We start from the raw sequence: 15207 nt of genomic DNA on the forward strand, positions 1-15207 counted from the left end.
TGAAAAGGAATCTTCAAGATTGTGGAAGTAAATAAATCGCTGCTACGAATTTTTGGCAGCCCAAAGATCGGAGCTTTGTTATTTTTGGGGTTTTCATCAGGCTTGCCGTTGTATTTAACCAGTCAGACATTACAAGCATGGTTGACCAAAGAAGGAATTAGCTTGGCAGCGATCGCGGCTTTTAGTTTAGTAAAGCTACCCTATTCTTTAAAATTTCTCTGGTCGCCTTTACTAGATAGATTTGTACCGCCTTTTTTGGGGCGGCGTCGAGGTTGGATGGTAATTACACAAGTAGCATTACTGTTAGGTATAGCTACAATGGCTCTACAACACCCATCTCAAGGGCTACAACCTTTAATAATTGCTGCAATAGCCGTTGCTTTTTTTAGCGCCAGCCAAGACATTTTAGTAGATGCTTACCGCACTGATGTAGTGGAAGTAGAAGAAAGAGGTGCTGGAGCATCTATTTACTTATTGGGTTATCGCGTTGCTATTTTAGTAACAGGTTACGTCACCCTATTTTTAGCAGACAGAATGCCTTGGCAAGCTGTTTACTTGTTGATGTCGCTGTTGATGCTCGTAGGTGTGGTAAGTTCTATTTTTGCACCAGAACCAGTCCTACGCGATCGCCCACCTCAGACTTTAGAAGCCGCCGTCAAATTACCCTTCATTGAATTTTTCCAGCGTCATGGCTGGCTACAAGCACTTTTAATCCTGATATTTATTGTCATCTACAAGTTAGGGGATTCTTTACTCAAGAATGTATCCACCCCATTTTTGTTAGATAAAGGCTTACATTTCACTCAAACCGACATAGCATTTCCTGGTGCATTGGGAATTTTCGCTACTATTGTTGGCACCTTGGCAGCAGGAGCAGTAATGACCAAAATTGGTGTTAATCGATCGCTCTGGATATTCGCCATATTACAAGCTATCGGCAACTTGGCTTTCTTTGCGTTGGCAGTAGTCGGTAAAAACTTCTATCTAATGTTAGCTGCCGTTAATATAGAACAATTCTGCGCTGGTCTAGAAACAGCCGCTTTTGTAGCATTTTTGATGAGTCTTTGTAATCAAAGCTTTTCAGCTACACAGTACGCCTTACTTTCGAGTTTGCAGGCTTTTAGTAGAGATATTCTCACGGCTCCGGCCGGTACATGGGCACAAGCAACTGGCTGGTCTACATTCTTTCTATTGACAGCAATAGCTGCTTTACCCGGATTACTATTATTGCCATTCTTTGCCCCTTGGAATCAAAAGCCAGTGGTAGTATTATCCAGACCAGGACTTGAGGACGAAGAAGAGGATATATGGGGAATCAAGTAGTTATTTCTGTCGGTACATTTATTCTCTTACTCACTGGTTTATTACTTGGCTATGTTCTCTCGCAGTTAGTTCTAGGATTTCTAGCATTTAACCTCCTAACTTTTTTCGGAACACTCAGCCTAATTTTAATTTTTGGTACACTTTATTACGTTTTATTTTGGCAGTTGCGGAGACAGCAGTCCCGGCCATCAACTATAAATGAAGGGATACCAAACCAAGTAGAAGAGGATGTATCTAATAGCTATCTCAAAAATAGGCTAATTGCTAAATTATCCGGTGATGCTGCCGCTGCCGAACGGTTAATTGAACAGGCAAAAGAGACTTATCCTGGGATGCCGGAAAATTGGTATTGCGAGAGAGTCCTTGATGACTTGGAGCGCGATCGCCCATAATACTTCAGAAGTGAGGAGTGGGGAGTTAGGAGGACAAGGGAGACAAGGGAGACAAGGGAGAATTTTTCCAATGCCCAATACTTCTCTTCTTAGGCTACGCCAACGACTTCTCTACCAGACGCTGTTCGCGTTCGCTCAGTACAAGTGCCCAATGCCCAATGCCCCATTCGTAAAAAATCGCTAAAATCAATCAAGAATACTTCACAAATCTTCAGCTAGGTTTTCATAAAAGTTCAGAGCTTCCTTTGTAATCTAAAATATGGCTATTTTTCGTCAGTACATCGCCCCCTTGCTTGCAGTATTAGTATTTCTCTTTGCCCTAGTGGCAGTCAGCGCCCGCATCTTTTTACCCTCCGATATGGCAGCACCCGCGCCAATTGAAGAGGTAGGGGTAAGTTCTGGGCCATACGTGTCAACTTCACGTAAAAGCCATGTCCCGCAAGGAACTTCAGTTCCTTGCTAATAGCGAAAGTCATCTAAAGATGACTAAATAATCTGAAAAATCTTTAGTCTACTTCAGTAGACTTTAGCTATTAGCCCTGAAATTTATTTCTGGGCGGGACTGGAAGTCAACAAGCGATTTTTCGCTTAAGTTGACACCAATGGTTCTGGGCCGACTCCTACTGATTTCCCACCAGTAGTAAATCACTTAGCTAGCTAACGTCAATAAACATCAGAAGTGTCTGAGCAACTACTACCTGGGTATATTATTCGCCGTGGCTCCGCTTTGGATCGATCGCTGCTGGTTAAATTCATGCAGCGAACTTACCAGGATCTCTTTCCCAATGAAGATTTTTCCCACCTAGAGCAAACAGTTAAGCAATACTTTTCTAGTGATACGCCCTTATGGTGGGTAGAGTTTTCGGGTGAGGGAGATCAGGGGATCAAGGGAGTAGAGGAGCAGGCGGAAAATAACCAATGCCCCATGCCCCATGCCCCATGCCCAATCGCCTGCCTTTGGGTGGGCAATGCCATAGATCAAGTGCAGGGAAACCGTCATGCTCACATCTTTATCCTCTACGTTCTACCAGAACATCGGCGACGGGGTATTGGTAGAGCGTTGATGCGATATGTGGAAAATTGGGCTATTCAAAGAGGCGATCGCCAGATTGGATTACAAGTGTTTCAATCTAACAAACCCGCATTAAATCTTTACAATGAGTTAGGTTATCAAACCCAATCCCTGTGGATGGTAAAATTCCTGAGTGCAGAATAATAAACTAAAGCATAGCGATAACATACTTTAGCGTCTGAAGTAATGGCAGTTCTCCTTCAGATAAAACTCCATGAGGGTGAAAATAAAGTGTATAATATTGCAACTAATATTTATAAGGCTTTAACTTATTGGCGCGGGGGTATATGTTAATCCCTTTTCGGGATTGAAATGAAATTATGTATGACGAAGACGATCTAAGCCTACTCGATGTTGAGGAGGAGCTAGAAAGCCCCTTAGATAAAATAGAACCGCTAACTGCCGATTCAGTTGTGGCGAAGCCTGATCCAGAAGTGATGCTAGCGTTGCTAGAAAATCCCCACCCGCAGCAACGAATGTTAGCGGCGCGTGCTTTTTGTGATCTAGAAGATGCGCGTGCTACCCCCCATCTGATTCGCCTGTTAACTGATACCTGCCCCTTAGTGCGGGTGAGTGCAGCCTATGGCATCGGACGCAATCCCAGTTCAGAAGCTGTGAGTCCGTTAATTGCTCAACTAAACAGTGATTGGAATGGCTATGTGCGTAAAGGTGTTGTTTGGGCTTTAGGAAACTGTCGCGATCGCCGTTCTTTACCACCCTTAGCAGATGCCTTAAGAACCGACATTTCCGCAGTGCGTTTGTGGGCTGCTAGCGCCTTAGCACAGATGGCAGAAGTGGGTTACGAAGCAGTTATAGGGGCAATACCACCATTAATTGAAGCCTTAGTTCAAGATCCCGTGGCAGCAGTGAGGAGTAACTGTGCTTGGGCAATTGGTCAACTATGCCGCGAACTACCTTCTAATGTAGTTTATGCCACAGCGATCGATGCCTTAATTCAAGCCTTTGCCGAAGATCAAGATTTGGGAGTACGGGAAGATGCTAAAGCCTCACTGTTAGGAGTTGGTGATCCCCGTGGCTTACAGTTGATTGAAACCCTGGAACAAGAAGGGTGGTTTTAGATTGGGCATTGGGCATTGGGCATTGGGCATTGGGCATGGGGCATTGGGCATGGGGCATTGGGAAAACACTTTCTTTCTTCATCCCCTTGTCTCCCTTGTCTCCCTTGTCTCGCTCATCCCCCTCATCCCCCGCCCTTACTGTCCTTCAGCTACAGGTTTGAGCAAATTTAAGTCATAAGGACGCTCAGTATCATCCTCACCTAAATATTCACCATTTTGAATTTCCAGAATAACTAGCGGAATCTGTCCAGGATTTTCTACTTTATGTAGGGTTGCTGCGGGAACATAAGTTGATTCGTTCCGATTCAGTAATATTTCCCTATCGCCACAAGTCACCTTCGCCACACCGGAGACTACAACCCAATGTTCATTACGATGATAATGGATTTGTGGTTTAATGCCGTGCCGGGGCTTGATTTCAACACGACTAATTCTATAGGTTTCTCCCACCTCGATCACCTCCACCTCACCCCAATATCGTGTACCTGAATGTGGGGATAATTCGTTGATATTTGACTGGGTATTATTGTCATTCTGAGCCATAACTTATTTCTCAACCAGATGATTATCACTATTTTTAATTAACGTTCTCCCCATACCTTTACCTACGGGGATTCTAATCACAACTGCTCTAACTTGACCCCAGGTAATTGATTTTACCTCTGAATTTTGGAATTTTGAATTGTTTAACTCCCAGTATACTGAATCCGATAAATCCGATTATTGGCTTCTTCTGTTAGTAGTAGACTACCATCTGGTAACACAAGTAAACCAACAGGTCGTCCCCAGGTGGTTGGTACAGAAGGATTTAGCAAAAATCCTGTGAGAAAATCTTCATAGTAGCCTTGCGATCGCCCTTTAGCATCGAAGGGAACAAATACAATTTTATAACCAGTGCCGCGATCGCGATTCCAAGAACCACGAAAAGCCGCAAAAGCACCGTTACGGTATTTTTTTGGAAAGGTTTTACCATCATAAAACTGCAAACCCAATGCTGCTGAGTGCGCCTGAAACAACACATCTGGCGTTTGGGTACGGGCTACTAAGTCGGGGCGTTTACTTTTGTCATCCCTCTTTTGGCGCGGATCAAGGTTGTTTGGTGTCAGATAAGCATAAGGCCAGCCGTAAAATGCCCCCTGTTTAACCCGTGTCAGATAGTCTGGAACCAAGTCATCACCGATTCCATCCCGTTCATTAACAGTGGCGTAAAGTTCCTTAGTTACAGGATGAAAGTCTAAACCAACAGGGTTACGCAAGCCAGAAGCAAAAGTCTGCTGCTGGGAACCATCTAAATTCATCACCTGTATCGAAGCCCGTGGTAGGGGTTCTTCATCCACATTGCTTCCTGAACCAACTGAAACATATAATTTATTGCCATCGGGCGAGACAACGACATTGCGCGTCCAATGGTTGTTATAACCTTGAGCAGGCAAGTCGGCGATTTTTTTCCCCTTACCTGTAATCTTATTTTGACCTTGAGTATAGGGAAAACGCACCACAGCATTTGTGTTCCCCAGAAAAAAAGAATTACCTGCAAAAGCCATCCCGAAGGGTCTATTGAGTCCGTTGTCTCCACTAGCAAAGGTTTCTCGAACATCGGCTATGCCGTCGCCGTTGCTGTCACGCAACAGACGAATCCGATTTTCCCTAGTTTCAGTAACTAAGACATCACCACTGGGGGTTAAAGCTAGCCAGCGTGGGGCATCTAAACCTTCGGCAAAGACGTTAACTGTAAAGCCTGATGGTACGCGCAGCACCGGATTTTGCGGAATAGGCACAACCTCTGGTTGCTTAGAGGCACTTTTTGTTGCGAAGGCTGCTGGTAAATTCTTTAGATTTATCCGAATAGCCGTGGGTGAAAGTGCTTCAGTACGGACGAGATTTTTTGGCTGTGTAGGATTCTGTGTCTGTTGGGCAGAAGGTACAGATGTTTGTAGTGTGGGATTATCTGAAGAGGCGCGAGTCTGGTTACAGGCTGCTGTCAACGTCAGTAACAAAACTGGCAGCAAGAAACGCGCAGGGACTTTCATGGCGGTAGACACTATACACATTTTTCCTAACTCTAGACTTAAAACTCAACAATTGTCGCCAGTCTAAAGTTTGATTTTTCTTAATTAGTTAACCTGATTAGGTACTGGGGACTAAATTCTCTTCGCAATACTCAATACTTCGACTTCGCTCAGTACAAGTGCCCCATGCCGTCAAATATTTACACATATAAGCATTTGTTAGTTAACAACAAATTTTCAAATTCTGCTGCTGGTAAGGGACGACTAAATAGAAAACCTTGCATATAATTACAGTTATGTTGACGCAAAAAAGCCAGTTCTGCTTCCGTTTCTACACCTTCAGCAACTACATCTAGATTGAGATTGTGAGCCATTTGGATTAATGCTTGAGTAATGGCTGATTTCTGCGGATCGTTAGCAACATTATCGATAAAAGAACGGTCAATTTTTAATGTGTTAATTGGCAAGGTTATCAGATTAATTAAAGAATTGTAGCGTGTCCCAAAATCATCGAGCGCAATTTTTACACCCAAGGATTGCAATTTGTTCATAGTAGCGATCGCACCATTTACATCTTGCATAATCATACTTTCAGTTAGTTCTATTTCTAAGTAATGTGGTTCCAAATCATTGATAGCTATTAAATTGACTATTTTCTGAATCAAATCTGGTTGATTAAATTCCATTACTGACAGATTGACAGCAACAACAAAGGAATAAATTCCGGCATCACGCCAGCTTTTAATTTGTTGACAGACCCTTTTTAATACCCATTTCCCAATTGCAACAATTAAACCTGTAGACTCTGCTAATGGAATAAATTCTGTTGGGTAAATCATCCCCAATTCTGGACTTTCCCAGCGCAATAAACTTTCAACAGCTACTATTTTCCCCGAATTAATATCAACTATTGGTTGATAATAAATTTCAAATTCTTGAAAATTATGTTGTTTGATAGCCCGATGTAAGCTAATTTCTAACAGAGGCATTTGGCGAGACAAGTTGTTAATTACAGTCTGAGGAGATAAATACCTTTTTAAAGTAGCGTGCTTTTCCAACCTGTTCATGATGGCACTTAATAACTCAGCGCGAGTGAATGGCTTAGTTATATAGTCATCGGCCCCCATATCCATAGCTTGACGGAAGTCAGATTTGGCAGATTTTGCAGTTAAAAAAATGAAGGGAATTGTTGCCGTTGATGGCTCTTGGCGTAACGCTCTTAGCACGCCATGACCGTCAATTTCTGGCATCATCAGATCACAGAGAATTAAATCGGGAACTTCTGAGATAGCCAAATGTAACCCGATTCTGCCATCCGCCGCAGCAAGAGTTTCAAAATCCTCTGCTTCTAGCATATCTAAAAGGTTTTCACGAACTGCTTCTTCATCTTCTATTATTAAAATTTTGGGCATATTTTACCTCAATTTATATTTTATTTTTTAATTAAAAAATGACAACAAACTCTGTATCAAATCCCAATGTAGTGGTGACAAAATATTTCACCTTGGTAGATATCTATACAATTTTTTAAAATGTAGTATCCACAAAAACTCTAATGAGGCAAGCTGGTTTATGGTGTATCTCAGTACTGTAGCATATACTAGTACATATTCATACCTATCTAATTGTCTCTCAACGAGAAACTGATCTTTTACATCAAAGGAACAAATACTAGGATTCGCTGTAGTTTTCTTTATTTTTTGTGCTAGTGCTTGACAAATACTTTCAGGGTTGACAAGACCAACAACTTGATATTATTTATCTACAACTGGCAGTAGATCCAACTGCTGCTGCACCAGTAATAGCACTGAGGCTATCTTTTGAAATTATGACACGTTCCATATCATTGTCAAGATATGCATATCTTCAAAAATCTTGGCTGTTTTCAAGCTAGTTCCTGAAGCTACAAGCATCACCATATCATGCTTGGTGAATTACACACTACCTGCGAAGATGAAGAACCTAAGACACTCTGCCCCGTGCTGGCATCAGTGCGTAGGCGTAGCCCATCGTAGACATCGCATCTAAATAGTGGTGTTTCCGGCACAATCATCTGCTGCGATCGCTCAATCATTGACTCTAAGCTTTGTAGCCTTAGAATCTGAGGTAAGGCTTGCATAGATTTTTACGATAGCTATTATAAAAAAATAGTTATCTAAAACTCTTTACTTAAGTATTTTCCAATATTTTGACGCAAAATAATTAGTAATATTCTGCTTATGAATACGAGAAAAAGTGTGTTAAGAATTACAAACTAGCTTATATCCAGCTAGTTGGAAATTGAGAATGAGGGATTGGTTATTCCCCCTGCTACCCCTGCTACCACTGCTTTCCGTTATCCACTGAAGAGGTACATCTGAACTTTCCGTTTTTTTGGACTTTAAAGTTCCATCCGAGGAAGTCGAATCCATCTGTTGCAGCAGTTAGCTTTGTCTTTTTCTCGCTGACTTTCATTCCCCGCTCTGCTAAAAACCGGCTGATTTTGTCAAGTATTTCTGTGGCATCGTCTTGTGGTTGGAGTATTATTACCATGTCGTCCGCATAACGGATTGATGGTTCTCTTATTCTTCCCCTAGCATCTTTGTATTTATGGATACATTCGATGCCGTTTAAGGCGATGTTAGCTAGAAGTGGGCTTACCACCCCACCTTGAGGTGTTCCTTGTTCGGGAAATCCTGGGTTGACTCCGGCTTTGAGACATCGGAATATCCCTTGTCTTATGCTTTTAGGAGCGATGAGTCGTGCTTGGTCATCTCAAGAGGCAGCATACCGGATTGTCTGATGCATGGATCTGGGGCTGTTATCGGATCGAGTCAGAGTGGCATCAACTAAAAACTCATGAAATTGCTGGACAAATGTTTGACAATAACTACGATTTGGCTATGGCAATTATTGATGGCATGGAAGCCAGAAGCGTAAAGGGTGAATATGCCCTTGAGCGTCTTATATTTAATTGTGCCTAGCTACTTACAAGCAAGCTACGCGCAGCGTCTGGTAGAGAGCGTCTCAATAGACGGGTTGAAGACCACCAAATCTACGATTTGGTGGTCTTTAATCAGTTGCGGGTCTTGGCTTTCGCCTTTCGGCGAAAGCCAGAAAGAGATAGTTGTGTAGCCACAATATCCCTGATCCGGCTGGGCATTTTATTTTTTGGATCTCCCTTAAAAGCGCTATTTACGCCTAGTTGGAGTATATTTTAGTGGTAATGAAAGAGTTGTTTACTGAAAAGCCTGGGCGATCGCATTGCGGGCAGGTTTAGCTTGCAGGTTCTCATCGAAGGGAAGCGGACGCAGAAATTTCCAGAGATTTGGATTGTCTCTAAAGGTTTTTCCTGGCATCCAGTCGGGATGACGTATCCAGGTATGGCGATCGCTAATCCCCCATGTAATTACAGTATCGACTTTAGCCGCAAAGCACAAGTCAAGATATCGCTTGTAACTATCGGCTACCATCTGGTCTAGCTTTTCGATACTATCGGGTAGTGGGGTATCAATGATAATATCTAATTCTGTGATTATTGGTTTAACTTCAAGATCATTAAGCCGTTTTAAGACGGAATTAAATCCTTTCTCGTCAAAACCATAGGTAGTAGAAAACCATAGATGTGACTGGATACCTGCCCCGTCAATTTTAACCCCACTATTCTTCAGATATTCGATCATTTTTAAGAAATGGTCTGATTTCCATGTAGCACCTTCGATGCCGAAATCGTTTAGGTAAAATTTCTTGCTGTTATCAACTGAAGCGGCAATTAAAAACAAGTCTCGAATCAATTCTGGTTTTACGCCTTTACGCAAACCGTAGGTAGCGTTGTCAGTTTCATTTTCATTATCAGCGATAATTTCATTAGCAATATCCCAAGATTTTAAAACGGGGCTATTGCGATAATGCCCCATGACTCCGGTAACATGGCGTTCGATCATCTGCATTGTGGGGGGATAGGGAACCCAGTCTGGTTTTGCTGTATGCCAGAAAAGGGTATGCCCATGCAATTCCATATTATTCTTTTGGCAGAAATCAGCGATCGCATCTGCTGATTCAAAGGTAAATTTTCCTGGCTGTGGTTCAGTGGCGCTCCATTTTAATTCACCATTCGGTGTTGCGATCGAACATTCACGAGCAATCAAGTCAGCGTAATCCTTCTCTTTTTGCAAAGCGTCACCAGAAATTGCTGTACCATAAAGCTTTCCTTTGGCGGCAGCTAATTGCCGAAGAGGAGAATTTGCATTTGTATCTGTATCAGCCATAGCAGCATTCATGCTATGGTCTTCTTTTTGCTTATCCTTTTGTAAAAACCCCATAGTCAATAAAGCAGAAAGGGTTGTGTAGCCTGCTCTTTTTAAGAATTTTCTCCGATAAGGCATTAATTATACTTACTTAATAAAAAAGACACAAATTATTATATTACGATTAGAGAATAATAGAGAATAAGTTTTGATAGTTTTTGAGGTTTAGTTTTCTTTGTATGACATCAACGTTTTGGCTTGATGAGCTAACAACCAAAAGACACGATCGAAGATATCCAAACTCCAAACTCCTGTACAGACGCGATTAATCGCGTCTCTCCAAACTCCTCACTATTTACTCAACCCGCTTAACTTCAAATCCCCACAACTCTTCCGGTACTTCATACTCAACCGCAACATCTTTAACCACAGCAGCAGGTGGGCCGGAGTGACACCAGCGAACCATTTCATTTACAACCTCTCGCGCCCCTTCAAACACTGCTTCTACTCGACTATCAGCGAGATTCCGCACCCAACCGCTTAATCCCAACTGTCTAGCTGTATCCACAGTGGCGTAGCGATATCCCACTCCTTGGACTCGGCCAGAAATGAATACATGGGCGCGGATGATCTTTGGCAGTGCTGTGGAATTCTGCATAAACTGGTCTAATCTTTACCATTTCAGGGTAACTGAAAGTTTAGCAGATTTAAAAACCCTATGGAGACTTAATCGCATCAGTCCACGGGGGTGATTTTACACAATTCCTGGAACTTAAACCCTGATAACCATTCATAATTGAATTTTGAATTTTTATTGCTTTGGCTCTTAATAATCTCCTGATTTCCCGCCACTCTTACTGATTAAACGAATTGATTCAATTTGAATCGACTTTTCTAAGGCTTTTGCCATATCGTATAAAGTCAGTGCAGCCACAGAAACGGCAGTTAAGGCTTCCATCTCTACACCAGTTTCAGCTTTGGTTTTGACTGTGGCTTGAATTTGATAACCAGGTAGTTGCGGATCGGGTATAATCTCAACTGCGATTTTTTGCAAAGGCAACGGATGACACAGAGGAATTAAAGTCGCTGTTTGCTTGGCTGCCATAATCCCAGCCAATCTTGCAGTTGCTAACACATCTCCTTTTGGCACATTTCCGGCTTGAATGGCAGCGAAGGTGGCTGGCAGCATTTGCACACTGGCCTCGGCTACTGCTTGGCGGATGGTCGCTACTTTGCCAGACACATCCACCATCTGTGCCTGTCCTTGGTGATCTAAATGGGTTAAGTTGGCAAAATTAGATGGAAAATTATCTTGCGTCATTTGGTTAGAATGTGTTAATATTGATTATCGGTGAGGGCGTGTAGCTCAGTGGACTAGAGCACGTGGCTACGGACCACGGTGTCGGGGGTTCAAATCCCTCCTCGCCCGTTTTTGAAGGTTAAAAGTTGAAAGTTAGGAGTGAGGAACTTTGATTCTTCACTCCTAGCTTTTAGGGGACTTCCCAATAATAAAAACATCCCCAATTTTCTAGTGGGATGGGTGTCCCCACCCGTCCCATACTTAGGGCGGGTTTTCCTGCCCACCCCACAAGAAGTAGTTGAGTATTTTTTATTTGGAAGTTCCTTTACCGCATAGGGGTAAAGGAAGCAACTGTTAGGGTTTTCCCTCTCTTTTTCATTAATTCTCAATGCCCAATGCCCATTGTTACCTTAGTCAACATTTTTTGCTACCACCTCTCGCACGCGATAGATAGGCCGTCCTTGGGATTCATGGTATGTACGCATGAGCAATTCTGCCAAAAGACCGAAGCAAAACAACTGCACTCCAGTTACTAGCAGGAGAACTGCTAAAATCAGCAAAGGGCGATTGCCAATCATCTCACCTAAAGCTAATTTGACGAAAGTCAAGTAAATTCCGATCGCTGTCCCTGAAACCATTGAAATCAAGCCCAACAGCCCAAAAACGTGCATCGGGCGGGTGAGGAATTTTTTCATAAACAGAATGGTTAACAAATCCATCAACACCCGGAATGTCCGCCAAATCCCATATTTACTGCTACCAAAGCGACGGGCGTGATGACGCACTGGGATTTCGGTAATTCTAGCTCCTTCAATATATGCCAAAGCAGGTAAAAATCGGTGTAGTTCCCCGTAGAGGTTCATATCTGCCAACAGTTCGGCACGATAGGCTTTCAACGAACAGCCATAGTCATGAATATTCACGCTAGTAGTGCGGCGAATTAGCCAATTGGCAATTTTGGAAGGAAGTAACCGATTTACAGCACCATCTTGGCGTTTTTGCCGCCAACCACTTACTAAATCGTAACCCTCATCCAACTTTGCTAATAACATGGGGATATCAGCTGGGTCATTCTGGAGATCAGCATCTAAAGTAACGATCGCTTTACCGACTGCATAATAAAACCCCGCAGCCATAGCCGCAGTTTGTCCGTAGTTGCGCCGCAAAATTACCGCCTTTAAATCAGTGCGGATTTGCGCTTCTTGCTTGAGAAATTCCCCGGAACCATCTGTAGAACCATCATCCACACAAATGATTTCATAATTTATCTGACTAGAGGATAAAATAGATGCGATCGCTTCTAGTAAAAGCGGCAAACTTTCCACCTCGTTATGTATCGGCACCACCACCGAAACATCTGGGACTATTGCTGAAATCGCCCCATTTTCCCCAGTCAACCCTTCATAAACCAACCTACTCCTCATATATCTGTGCGTCCTCAGCGTCTCTGTGGTTCGTAACTCTTAAAAACTCTACCAGCACCTCGCAGCTGCTGATAGTACGACTGACTAACCGCATCTCCCTGTTCCGAGAGAATATCAATCCCCATACCATCCCGTCCCTGCTCTTTCCCAGAACTATGGATATAATAACCATCAGCCAAATAAAGTCCGACATGGGTTGCTTTTTGGCTAGTTCCAAAAAATACCAGATCCCCGGCTGCTAATTCTGCAATAGTAATTGGTTGGGTGAATCCTTCCTGTTGATAGGCATCTCTAGGTAGCCAAATACCCACCGAAGCAAACGCCGCCTGCATCAACCCCGAACAGTCATAATTTGGCCCAACCGTACCACCCCAAAGGTAATAATTTGATTGTTGCATCGCTTTTTGGGTAAAGGCGATGACCTCTGGTAGGAGTTTTTTAATCTCAGATTTAGAAAATGTTGCAGCCTGATAAGGTACAGTAGCAGATTGTAATGAATCAAAATCGGAAAGGGATAGCCATCCAGAATAATCATCTTCACATAAATACACCTCAACCACTGAATTTTGATGATTTGATGTTACCCATAAATGTCGCCCAGAGGCGGCTTGAGTTGCTAAACGTGTACATTCTGGAGAATCATATAAATTCAGGTCAGCTAAACATTGATACTCCCCTGATTGGGGATTTCGGCTTACCTCGACTTCGCTCGGTACAAGTCGCTCAGTCGAACGATTTGGGACTTCGGCTTGGCTCAATCGAACGATTTGGGATTTTAGATTAAAGGACATTATTAGAGAATGGTTTTTTTTAATAAAGACGAACAACTCGAAAATCTTGGTAATGGTATTTTAGATGCAACTTGGGCAGCATTTCCGACTTTAGCCCGTAATCAAATTGCCCTGACTTGGGTTGTTTACGATCCCCCAGTGCTAGTAAATACTGGTGGTGCGCTGACTCCCAACGCTTTTTGGGATCATCCAGTCCGTGGTTTTACTTATCGCGGTGTTGAGCGGATTTATCCCGCCAGTGTAGTTAAGCTATTTTATCTGGTGGCGGTAAACGAATGGTTAGAAAAAGGTATGCTCCAGCAGACTTCCAAGGAGTTGGAGCGAGCCTTGCGGGATATGATTGTAGATTCTAGTAATGATGCTACTAACTTGGTTGTGGATATTCTCAGTGGCACCACTTCTGGGCCAGAATTACCAATCGGTCCCTTTGAAACCTGGAAATATCAGCGTAATATTGTTAACCGTTATTACCAAACTTTGGGTTGGGAAGAAATGGAGACGATTAACGTCTGTCAAAAAACTTGGGGTGATGGTCCATACGGACGGGAGCGGGCGTTTGTGGGAGAGTTACTGGAAAATCGTAATATGGTGACAACAAATGCGATCGCCAAGTTACTGCATAGTATTGTAGGTGGAGTGGCGGTTTCAAGTGTGCGATCGCAAGCAATGATGGCTTTACTCAAACGTCCTCTCAACGATTTGTCCTCTGACGGCGAGGAAAATCAGATTACAGGTTTTTTAGGTGGTGGACTGACTGAAAATGCTCAAATTTGGTCAAAGGCAGGTTGGACAAGTCAAGTTCGCCATGATGCTGCGTATATTGAGATACCAAATCAGCGGCCTTACCTTTTAGTGGTATTTACTGAAGGTAAAGTGCATGCTAAGAGTCAGGCTATTTTACCCTTTGTTTCTAAACTAGTTGCCGAAGCGATCGCTAGTCTATGATCTACTGCGATCGCATCGCCACAATACCTATTTCTTCCTTTGCGTCCTTTGCGGTTCGTTAAGGAATAGGAATTAAATAACATACAATTTATGTCGCTGGCTTACCTCACCCTCAATCCCTCTCCGATATATTGGAGAGGGAAGCTAGAGATAGGATGAAGTTTTGCATTTTAGAGGCAATTGAAAAATTAGAAGCGATTGAAGAATTTGAGGAAACGAAAGATGATTAACTACGACCACTACACCTATAAAGTTACTTGGTCAAAGGAAGATGAAGAATTTGTAGGATTGTGCGTTGAATTTCCTAGTCTATCTTTTCTCAATAAAAATCGGAATACAGCACTCGAAGGTATTACAGACTTGGTAAAAGATGTAGTAGCTGATATGGGAGCGAATGATGAAACTATTCCAGAACCGATTTCAGAAAAAAATTACAGTGGTAAATTTGTAGTTCGTATACCTCCAGAACATCATCGTAGACTAGTTATAGAAGCAGCAGAGCAAAAAATTAGCTTACAGCAGTTTTCATGTATTTGAACCACATCTTTCCTAGGGGCACAGCAATGCTGTGCCCCTACCGCGTGGTCTATTTATAGCAACCGAAGCATAGATTAGGACATAATAGAAGTAAATGACCTTCAAAAAC

Annotated in this window: 17 protein-coding genes, 1 tRNA gene and 1 pseudogene; 9 read left to right on the top strand and 10 right to left on the bottom strand. The window is 42.7% G+C overall.

All coding sequences use genetic code 11. The annotated features are described in order from the left end of the window. Positions 1-21 precede the first annotated feature (21 nt). The 5 genes from HWQ38_RS24935 (at position 22) to HWQ38_RS24955 (ending at position 3866) form a co-directional block, all read left to right on the top strand. Positions 22-1323 carry an AmpG family muropeptide MFS transporter gene (locus tag HWQ38_RS24935; RefSeq protein ID WP_292798935.1) on the top strand — a complete coding sequence of 434 codons (1302 nt, stop codon included), beginning with the start codon at positions 22-24 and terminating at the stop codon, positions 1321-1323. Further along, positions 1308-1715, top strand: coding sequence for an ABC transporter permease (locus tag HWQ38_RS24940; protein WP_292798937.1), 408 nt, complete (start codon positions 1308-1310; stop codon positions 1713-1715). Before HWQ38_RS24935 ends, HWQ38_RS24940 begins: the two co-directional genes overlap by 16 nt. Before the next feature lie 259 nt (positions 1716-1974). Next, complete coding sequence (locus HWQ38_RS24945; protein WP_292798939.1) at positions 1975-2178, top strand: hypothetical protein; 204 nt, start codon at positions 1975-1977, stop codon at positions 2176-2178. A gap of 216 nt (positions 2179-2394) precedes the next feature. Continuing rightward, positions 2395-2931: an N-acetyltransferase gene (locus tag HWQ38_RS24950; RefSeq protein ID WP_292798941.1), complete on the top strand. Its 537-nt coding sequence runs from the start codon at positions 2395-2397 to the stop codon at positions 2929-2931. Positions 2932-3107: 176 nt separating this feature from the next. Further along, entirely contained in the window at positions 3108-3866 is a 759-nt protein-coding gene (locus tag HWQ38_RS24955; RefSeq protein ID WP_292798943.1) for a HEAT repeat domain-containing protein, read from the top strand. A 135-nt stretch (positions 3867-4001) separates the two neighbouring features. On the opposite strand, the gene HWQ38_RS24960 is transcribed toward HWQ38_RS24955, so the two are convergent. The 5 genes and pseudogenes from HWQ38_RS24960 to HWQ38_RS24980 form a co-directional block, all read right to left on the bottom strand. Beyond that, positions 4002-4409, bottom strand: coding sequence for a phosphomannose isomerase type II C-terminal cupin domain (locus HWQ38_RS24960; protein ID WP_292798945.1), 408 nt, complete (start codon positions 4407-4409; stop codon positions 4002-4004). 143 nt (positions 4410-4552) lie between these two features. Then, positions 4553-5896, bottom strand: coding sequence for a sorbosone dehydrogenase family protein (locus HWQ38_RS24965; RefSeq protein WP_292798967.1), 1344 nt, complete (start codon positions 5894-5896; stop codon positions 4553-4555). A gap of 179 nt (positions 5897-6075) precedes the next feature. Continuing rightward, positions 6076-7287, bottom strand: coding sequence for an EAL domain-containing response regulator (locus HWQ38_RS24970; protein WP_292798947.1), 1212 nt, complete (start codon positions 7285-7287; stop codon positions 6076-6078). A 500-nt stretch (positions 7288-7787) separates the two neighbouring features. Beyond that, positions 7788-7994 carry a hypothetical protein gene (locus HWQ38_RS24975; protein ID WP_292798949.1) on the bottom strand — a complete coding sequence of 69 codons (207 nt, stop codon included), beginning with the start codon at positions 7992-7994 and terminating at the stop codon, positions 7788-7790. 215 nt (positions 7995-8209) lie between these two features. Continuing rightward, a pseudogene (locus HWQ38_RS24980) lies at positions 8210-8617 on the bottom strand (reverse transcriptase domain-containing protein); the annotation flags it as partial. Between HWQ38_RS24980 and HWQ38_RS24985 the strand changes: the two are divergent. Then, positions 8617-8838, top strand: a complete 222-nt coding sequence (locus HWQ38_RS24985; protein ID WP_292798951.1) for a hypothetical protein — start codon at positions 8617-8619, stop codon at positions 8836-8838. The pseudogene HWQ38_RS24980 and the gene HWQ38_RS24985 overlap by 1 nt on opposite strands. A 255-nt stretch (positions 8839-9093) precedes the next feature. Here the strand turns inward: HWQ38_RS24985 and HWQ38_RS24990 are convergent, their stop codons facing one another. The 3 genes from HWQ38_RS24990 to moaC form a co-directional block, all read right to left on the bottom strand. After that, on the bottom strand, positions 9094-10176 hold the full coding sequence (locus HWQ38_RS24990) for an endo-1,4-beta-xylanase (RefSeq protein ID WP_292798953.1): 1083 nt from the start codon (positions 10174-10176) through the stop codon (positions 9094-9096). Positions 10177-10456: 280 nt separating this feature from the next. After that, positions 10457-10759, bottom strand: coding sequence for an acylphosphatase (locus HWQ38_RS24995; RefSeq protein ID WP_292798955.1), 303 nt, complete (start codon positions 10757-10759; stop codon positions 10457-10459). A gap of 168 nt (positions 10760-10927) precedes the next feature. Next, positions 10928-11422, bottom strand: a complete 495-nt coding sequence (gene moaC / locus HWQ38_RS25000; protein WP_292798957.1) for a cyclic pyranopterin monophosphate synthase MoaC — start codon at positions 11420-11422, stop codon at positions 10928-10930. A 34-nt stretch (positions 11423-11456) separates the two neighbouring features. On the opposite strand from moaC, the gene HWQ38_RS25005 reads away from it, so the two are divergent. Next, positions 11457-11530 (top strand) — tRNA-Arg (locus HWQ38_RS25005). Between the two features lie 281 nt (positions 11531-11811). On the opposite strand, the gene HWQ38_RS25010 is transcribed toward HWQ38_RS25005, so the two are convergent. Further along, the gene (locus HWQ38_RS25010) at positions 11812-12825 is read right to left on the bottom strand and encodes a glycosyltransferase family 2 protein (RefSeq protein WP_292798959.1); all 1014 of its coding nucleotides are present in this window, start codon (positions 12823-12825) and stop codon (positions 11812-11814) included. Between the two features lie 14 nt (positions 12826-12839). Further along, positions 12840-13616 carry a C40 family peptidase gene (locus HWQ38_RS25015; protein WP_292798961.1) on the bottom strand — a complete coding sequence of 259 codons (777 nt, stop codon included), beginning with the start codon at positions 13614-13616 and terminating at the stop codon, positions 12840-12842. Between the two features lie 9 nt (positions 13617-13625). Between HWQ38_RS25015 and HWQ38_RS25020 the strand changes: the two genes are divergently transcribed. After that, complete coding sequence (locus HWQ38_RS25020; protein WP_292798963.1) at positions 13626-14561, top strand: serine hydrolase; 936 nt, start codon at positions 13626-13628, stop codon at positions 14559-14561. A 222-nt stretch (positions 14562-14783) separates the two neighbouring features. Continuing rightward, the gene (locus tag HWQ38_RS25025; RefSeq protein ID WP_292798965.1) at positions 14784-15098 is read left to right on the top strand and encodes a type II toxin-antitoxin system HicB family antitoxin; all 315 of its coding nucleotides are present in this window, start codon (positions 14784-14786) and stop codon (positions 15096-15098) included. Positions 15099-15207: the final 109 nt, after the last annotated feature.

Origin of the sequence: Nostoc sp. NMS7 (genome assembly GCF_017115085.1) — a bacterium.
In the GTDB taxonomy this organism is placed as follows: Bacteria; Cyanobacteriota; Cyanobacteriia; order Cyanobacteriales; family Nostocaceae; genus Nostoc.